The 5,651-nt window shown below is 68.7% G+C and carries 5 protein-coding genes; 3 read left to right on the forward strand and 2 right to left on the reverse strand.

What is annotated here, in order from left to right; genetic code table 11:
- Nucleotides 1–244 (reverse strand): DUF2917 domain-containing protein (locus tag G3N97_RS35935; RefSeq protein ID WP_205997566.1); only part of this gene is annotated, 244 nt, incomplete at its 3' end.
- Between the two features lie 220 nt (nt 245–464).
- Here G3N97_RS35935 and G3N97_RS35940 point away from each other — a divergent pair.
- The 3 genes from G3N97_RS35940 to G3N97_RS35950 all read left to right on the forward strand — a co-directional run bounded on the left by G3N97_RS35940 (nt 465) and on the right by G3N97_RS35950 (nt 5,135).
- Entirely contained in the window at nt 465–1,916 is a 1,452-nt protein-coding gene (locus G3N97_RS35940) for a PLP-dependent aminotransferase family protein (protein ID WP_205997567.1), read from the forward strand.
- Nucleotides 1,917–2,043: 127 nt separating this feature from the next.
- Nucleotides 2,044–3,489 carry a multidrug transporter subunit MdtD gene (gene mdtD, locus G3N97_RS35945; protein ID WP_205997568.1) on the forward strand — a complete coding sequence of 482 codons (1,446 nt, stop codon included), beginning with the start codon at nt 2,044–2,046 and terminating at the stop codon, nt 3,487–3,489.
- A 374-nt stretch (nt 3,490–3,863) separates the two neighbouring features.
- Nucleotides 3,864–5,135 (forward strand): EAL domain-containing protein, encoded by a 1,272-nt coding sequence (locus G3N97_RS35950; protein ID WP_205997569.1) that lies wholly within the window; start codon nt 3,864–3,866, stop codon nt 5,133–5,135.
- Here the strand turns inward: G3N97_RS35950 and G3N97_RS35955 are convergent.
- Nucleotides 5,132–5,651: hypothetical protein (locus G3N97_RS35955; RefSeq protein WP_205997570.1), on the reverse strand; the 520-nt coding region annotated here is incomplete at its 5' end. The two genes, G3N97_RS35950 and G3N97_RS35955, sit on opposite strands and share 4 nt — an antisense overlap.

Genomic DNA, 5,651 nt, shown 5'->3' on the forward strand with positions numbered 1-5,651 from the left:
GCGCAGCCGATGCACCGCCCAGCGCCAGCACGAAACGCGCGCCGTCGCGACCCGCGCTCAGCCACACGCGCGTGCCCGCCGCGAGCCGGATCGACTCGCCCGCGCGCAGCCAGTAATCGTCGGCGTCGCCGCCCATCGTGAGCCAGAGTTCGCCCTCGCTCACCTGCAGTTGCATCGCCTGCGCGAGCCGCCAGCTTTCGGCGGGCTCGCCGTGCTCCAGTTCGAAAATCCGGATTTCGCGCATTGCCGTGCTCCTTGGGTGCATTTTGTCGTCGGGCCGGGCTCGCATTCGTCATGTGACTTCGCCATGTTTATGCCGTTTCCATCAGACTGCGAAACGTCTTGAAGCCCCTGCCCGGTTGGAGCATTATTGCCCTCGGCATCTCGCCAACCCATGCACAGTTCCGAACAGTTCACGCGGAACTGTGCAGTGAAAAAACCGGACACTTGCGCGCAGGCCGCCCATGAAACTCGAACTCGACCGCGCCAGCGACGTCCCGCTCACCGAGCAGATCGTCGCCGGCGTGCAAACGTGGATCCGCTCGCGTTCGGCGCATCCGGGCGCGCGCCTGCCGTCGATCCGACAGCTCGCCGCCGATTACCGCATCAGCCGCTTTCCGGTGATCGAGGCCTACGACCGCCTCGTCTCGCTCGGTTATCTCGACTCGCGGCACGGTTCGGGCTTTTATGTGAGCGAACACGCGCGGCTCGGGCTCGCGGGGCTCGGTTCCTGCGATCTCTCGAACGCCGCCGAGGAATCAGGCCATCTGCTCGCGCAACTGAACCTGCCGGGCGAGGCGCTGCAGCTCGACAGCGGCTCGGTGCCGCAAGCGTGGCGCGACACCGACGCCATCGGTCAGGCGATCCGCCACGTCTCGCGCACCGATCCGTCCAGTCTCGTCGACTACGGCCCGCCGCTCGGCGACGCCACGCTGCGCGAGCATCTGCGCAACCGCCTCGCGCCGCTCGGCATCGCCGCCGACACGCAGCAGATCCTCATCACCGAAGGCGCGAGCGAGGGCATCGACCTGCTGATGCGCTATCTGCTCAAGCCCGGCGACACCGTGTTCGTCGAGGATCCCGGCTACTACAACCTGTACGGACTGCTGAAGCTGCACGGCGTGCGGCTCGTCGGCATCACGCGCACGGCGAGCGGGCCGGATCTCGACCATCTGCATGCGATGCTCGCGCAGCACCGGCCGCGCGCGTTCTTCGTCAACACCGTGTTCCACAATCCGACCGGCACGACGATCTCGCCGCCCGTGGCGTTCCGGCTGCTGCAACTCGCGCGCGAGCACGGCTTCAGCATCGTCGAAGACGATATCTACGCCGATTTCCAGGCCGATCCCACCGACCGGCTCGCGGCGCTCGACCAGTTCGAACGCGTGATTTACGTGGGCGGACTGTCGAAAACGCTGTCGTCCTCGCTGCGCGTGGGTTACGTCGTCGCAAACCCGGCCGTCGTGCGCGATCTCGCCTCGATCAAGGCGCTCACGAGCATCAGCGGGTCGCGCTTCACGCAGGCCGTGGCGGCCACGCTGCTCGAACGCGGCGCGTACCGCAAGTATCTGGAGCGCCTGCGCCGCCGGCTGGGCGAGACGCTCGGCGCGGCCACGCGCTCGCTCGAAGAACACGGCTGGGAGCTGTTCACCGCGCCGTCCGCCGCACGCGCCGCGCAAGCCACCGGGCTCGCGCACACGCAGACGGGCGGCAAGTTCCTGTGGTCGCGCGTGCCGCATATCGACGACTCCGCGCGACTCGCGGCCTGCGCCGAAGCGTTCGGCGTGAGCGTATCGGCGGGCAGCCATTTCCGCCCGCACGGCGAGCCGTGTCCGTGGCTGCGCATCAACGCGGCGTTCGCGCTCGATCCGCGCGCGCAGGCGTTCTTCGCGGCGGCGGCGAGGCTCGACGCCTGAGCACGCAACCGCGCGGCACGCGACGAACGGGACGACCGCGACAATCCCGCCGCCGCTACGCGCGCCGTCGCGCCGCCTTCTCTACAATGGCGGCTGCCAGACACCGCCAGCGCCTCCGCCTTCGCCCATGTCCGACACGTCCACTGCCGCCTCGCCTTCCACGCCCTCCGCCCGCAAGCTCTCCGTGATGCTGTGGCTCGTCGCCACCGGCTTCTTCATGCAGACGCTCGACTCGACCATCGTCAACACGGCGCTGCCCGCGATGGCCGACAGCCTCGGCGAACTGCCGCTGCGCATGCAATCGGTCGTGATCGCCTATTCGTTGACGATGGCGGTGATGATCCCCGTCTCCGGCTGGCTCGCGGACAAGCTCGGCACGCGCCGCGTGTTCATGGGCGCGATCTTCGTGTTCACGATCGGCTCGCTGCTCTGCGCGAGCGCGCACACGCTGAACCAGCTCGTGCTCTCGCGCATCGCGCAGGGCGTGGGCGGCGCGATGCTGCTGCCGGTCGGACGCCTCGCCGTGCTGCGCACCTTTCCCGCCGAACGCTATCTGCCCGCGCTCTCGTTCGTGGCGATCCCGGGCCTGATCGGTCCGCTGATCGGCCCGACGCTCGGCGGCTGGCTCGTGCAGATCGCCTCGTGGCACTGGATCTTCCTGATCAACGTGCCGGTGGGCGTGATCGGCTGCCTGTTCACTTTCATCTTCATGCCCGACAGCCGCAACGCCGACACGCCGAAGTTCGACCTGCCCGGCTATCTGCTGCTGGTCGCGGGCATGGTGACGATCTCGTTCGCGCTCGACGGCCGCTCCGAACTGGGCATTCCGCAAGCGACCGTGCTGGTGCTGCTGATCGTCTCGCTGGCCGCCTTCGTCGCCTACGGGCTGCACGCGCAACGCTCGCCGCGGCCGATCTTCTCGCTCGATCTGTTCAGGATCCATACCTTCAGCGTGGGGCTGCTCGGCAACCTGTTCGCGCGGATCGGCAGCGGCGCGATGCCGTATCTGATTCCGCTGCTGCTGCAAGTCGCGCTCGGCTACACGCCGTTCGAGGCGGGCCTGATGATGCTGCCGGTCGCGGCGGCGGGCATGTTCTCGAAGCGCCTCGTCACCTATCTGATCACGCGCTACGGCTACCGCCGCGTGCTGGTGATCAACACGGTGCTGGTCGGCCTGATGATGGCGAGCTTCGCGCTCTCGACGCCGCACGAGCCGCTGTGGCTGCGCCTCGTGCAACTGGCCGTGTTCGGCGCCGTGAATTCGATGCAGTTCACCGCGATGAACACGCTCACGCTCAAGGACCTCGGCATGGGCGGCGCGAGCAGCGGCAACAGCCTGTTCTCGCTCGTGCAGATGCTCTCGATGAGTCTCGGCGTGACGGTCGCGGGCGCGCTGCTCACGACCTTCACGGGGCTGATCGCGCACATGACCGCGTCCAACGTGATTCCGGCGTTCCACGCCACGTTCGTGTGCGTGGGCATTATCACGGCGGCCTCGTCGTGGATCTTCGGCCAGCTCTCCGACGACGTGCGCCACGCCGCGAAAAAGACCGATCCGTCCGAGCGCACCTGAGCGGCAAATTCCTGGCAAACGCCAGGCAAACGCCAGGCAAACGCGCGGCCATTGCGCTCGCAGAGGCCGCCTGAAAACACCGCCTGATACCGCGCTCAAATCCGCTACGGAAAAACCCGCGACCGCCGCGCACCAGGCCGGTGCACGGCGCGCTCCGCGCGGTGCGCGCATTGGCCGCGAAGGCTCGCCGCCAGTGCCTGCGCGGCCTCCGCAACGCCCTCACCGACTATCCGTAAAACGCCGATATCCCGTGCGCATGGCCCGACCGGCTGTGTGTCGGGACTCGCATACTTTTTGCACGGCTATCCTGTAATGTAAACTCGACGTTCGCGCGCGCGGTCCTGTGCCGGCCAAGGCGCGCGTCACCCAGGCCTATGAACAGCATGATCGACCTCGATCCTCCCGGCTATCAGTCGCGTCCCGTCGCGGGCGAAGAAGGCGCCCGGCGCACCGTACTCTACGGCGGATACACCGTGTTCAGCGTGTTCCAGCCGGTGTTTTCGGTCGCCCACCGCCGCGCGATCGGCTATCACGCGTCGCTGCGCGCGCACGACGAGCACGGCCAGCAGGTGCCGTCGCAGGAAGTGTTCACGCAGGCCGCGCGCCGCGGCGATCTGCTCGAACTGGGACGGCTCGCGGAGTCGCTGCATCTGGGCAACTTCAACGCCTTCGACTCGCACGACGAATGGCTCTTCCTGAGCCTGCACCCCGCCGCGCTGATGGACACGAGCTACGGCGACGCCCTGCTCGCCGGCATCAAGGCGCTCGGGCTGCAGCCGCAGCGCGTGGTGCTGGAAGTGTCGGAACAGGCGGGCGGCGAGAACTCGCGTTTCGCGGAGATCATCGACGGGCTGCGCAAGGCGGGTTTCGTGATCGCGCTCGACGGCTTCGGCGCCAAGCATTCGAACATCGACCGCGTCTGGCAGCTGCGTCCCGACATCGTCACGCTCGACCGCAGCCTGCTCGCGCAGGCGAGCCGCCACGCGCACATCGAACGCGTGCTGCCGGGGCTGGTGTCGATGCTGCACGAGTCCGGTCAACTGGTGCTGGTCGGCGGCCTCTCGACGGAGCGCGACGCGCTGATCGCACTCGAAAGCAATGCCGATTTCGTGCAGGGCGCGTACTTCGCGCGGCCCGACGTCGAACCCGTGCCGCCCGCCACGGCGGCGCATCTGATGGACGATCTGTCGGCGCGTCTGCGCGAGCGCGTGAGCGCGCGCGAGCGGGCGCAATCGGCGCGCCTCGCGCCCTACGTTAGCGCGCTGCAGGCGGCTGCGAGCCAACTGGCCGCGGACGCGAGCATGAGCGACGCCACGCTGCCGCTGCTCGGTCTCGGCGAGACGGCGCGCTGTTTCCTGCTGGACGCCTCGGGCCGCCAGATCGGCGACAACGTGCTGCCCGACGGCCGCACCTCGCAGCGCGCCAAGCGCTTCCGTCCGCTGCTGCATTCGGAGGGCGCGAGCTGGGAGCGCCGGCCCTACTTCATCGCCGCGATGAAAGCGCCCGGCAGCGTGCAGTTCACGCCGCCCTATCTGTCGATCAACGAGGCGCACCTGTGCGTGACTGCTTCGATCGCCGCGCAGACGTCGCAAGGCTTGCAGGTGCTCTGCGTCGACATCAACTGGGAAGCCGCGCAGCGCGTCTAGGCGATGGCGAGCGGGCGCGCGATCAGCGTCGGCCCGTCCTGCATCGACGATGACGCCGCCGCGAGGGTTTGCGCCGCGCGCATGCTGGCTTGCGTTCGTGCTTGCGTCCGTGCTTGCGCCTGCATCGACGCGCCGTTCGCCATGAAGCGCGCCAGCAACGTGCGAACGGCCTGCGCGCCGTAAGTCTGGAAATCGCGATTGGCCGCGCTGAAGTCCGCGCCCCGTGCCGCCACGCACACGACCGGCGCGGCCCGTCCGTCGTCATCCTCCCGCACATGCAGCCACGCCGCCAGCGCGCCGTCTTGCGCAATCAGCGCGACGCCCGGCGCGCCATCGAGCATGAGCGTTTCGGCATGCAGCGCGTGAACCTCCGTCGCCTCGCCGGCCTGCGTAAGCGCGGTCGCGGTCACGCCGAGCAGATCGAGCAGGCCAGCGCGGTCCTGCGTGTGCAGCACCTCGCGCAGGCGGTCGACCGCGAGCGCGTGGCGCGCCGTATCGGCGGGCGCGGACTGCGGC

This window comes from Paraburkholderia sp. Ac-20347 (genome assembly GCF_017104805.1).
Taxonomy (GTDB): Bacteria; Pseudomonadota; Gammaproteobacteria; order Burkholderiales; family Burkholderiaceae; genus Paraburkholderia; species Paraburkholderia tropica.

Excerpts from the sequence above, each read along its gene's own strand:
- G3N97_RS35940 (WP_205997567.1), top strand. The coding sequence starts at position 465 with ATGAAACTCGAACTCGACCGCGCCAGCGACGTCCCGCTCACCGAGCAG.
- mdtD (WP_205997568.1), top strand. The coding sequence starts at position 2,044 with ATGTCCGACACGTCCACTGCCGCCTCGCCTTCCACGCCCTCCGCCCGC.
- G3N97_RS35950 (WP_205997569.1), top strand. The coding sequence starts at position 3,864 with ATGAACAGCATGATCGACCTCGATCCTCCCGGCTATCAGTCGCGTCCC.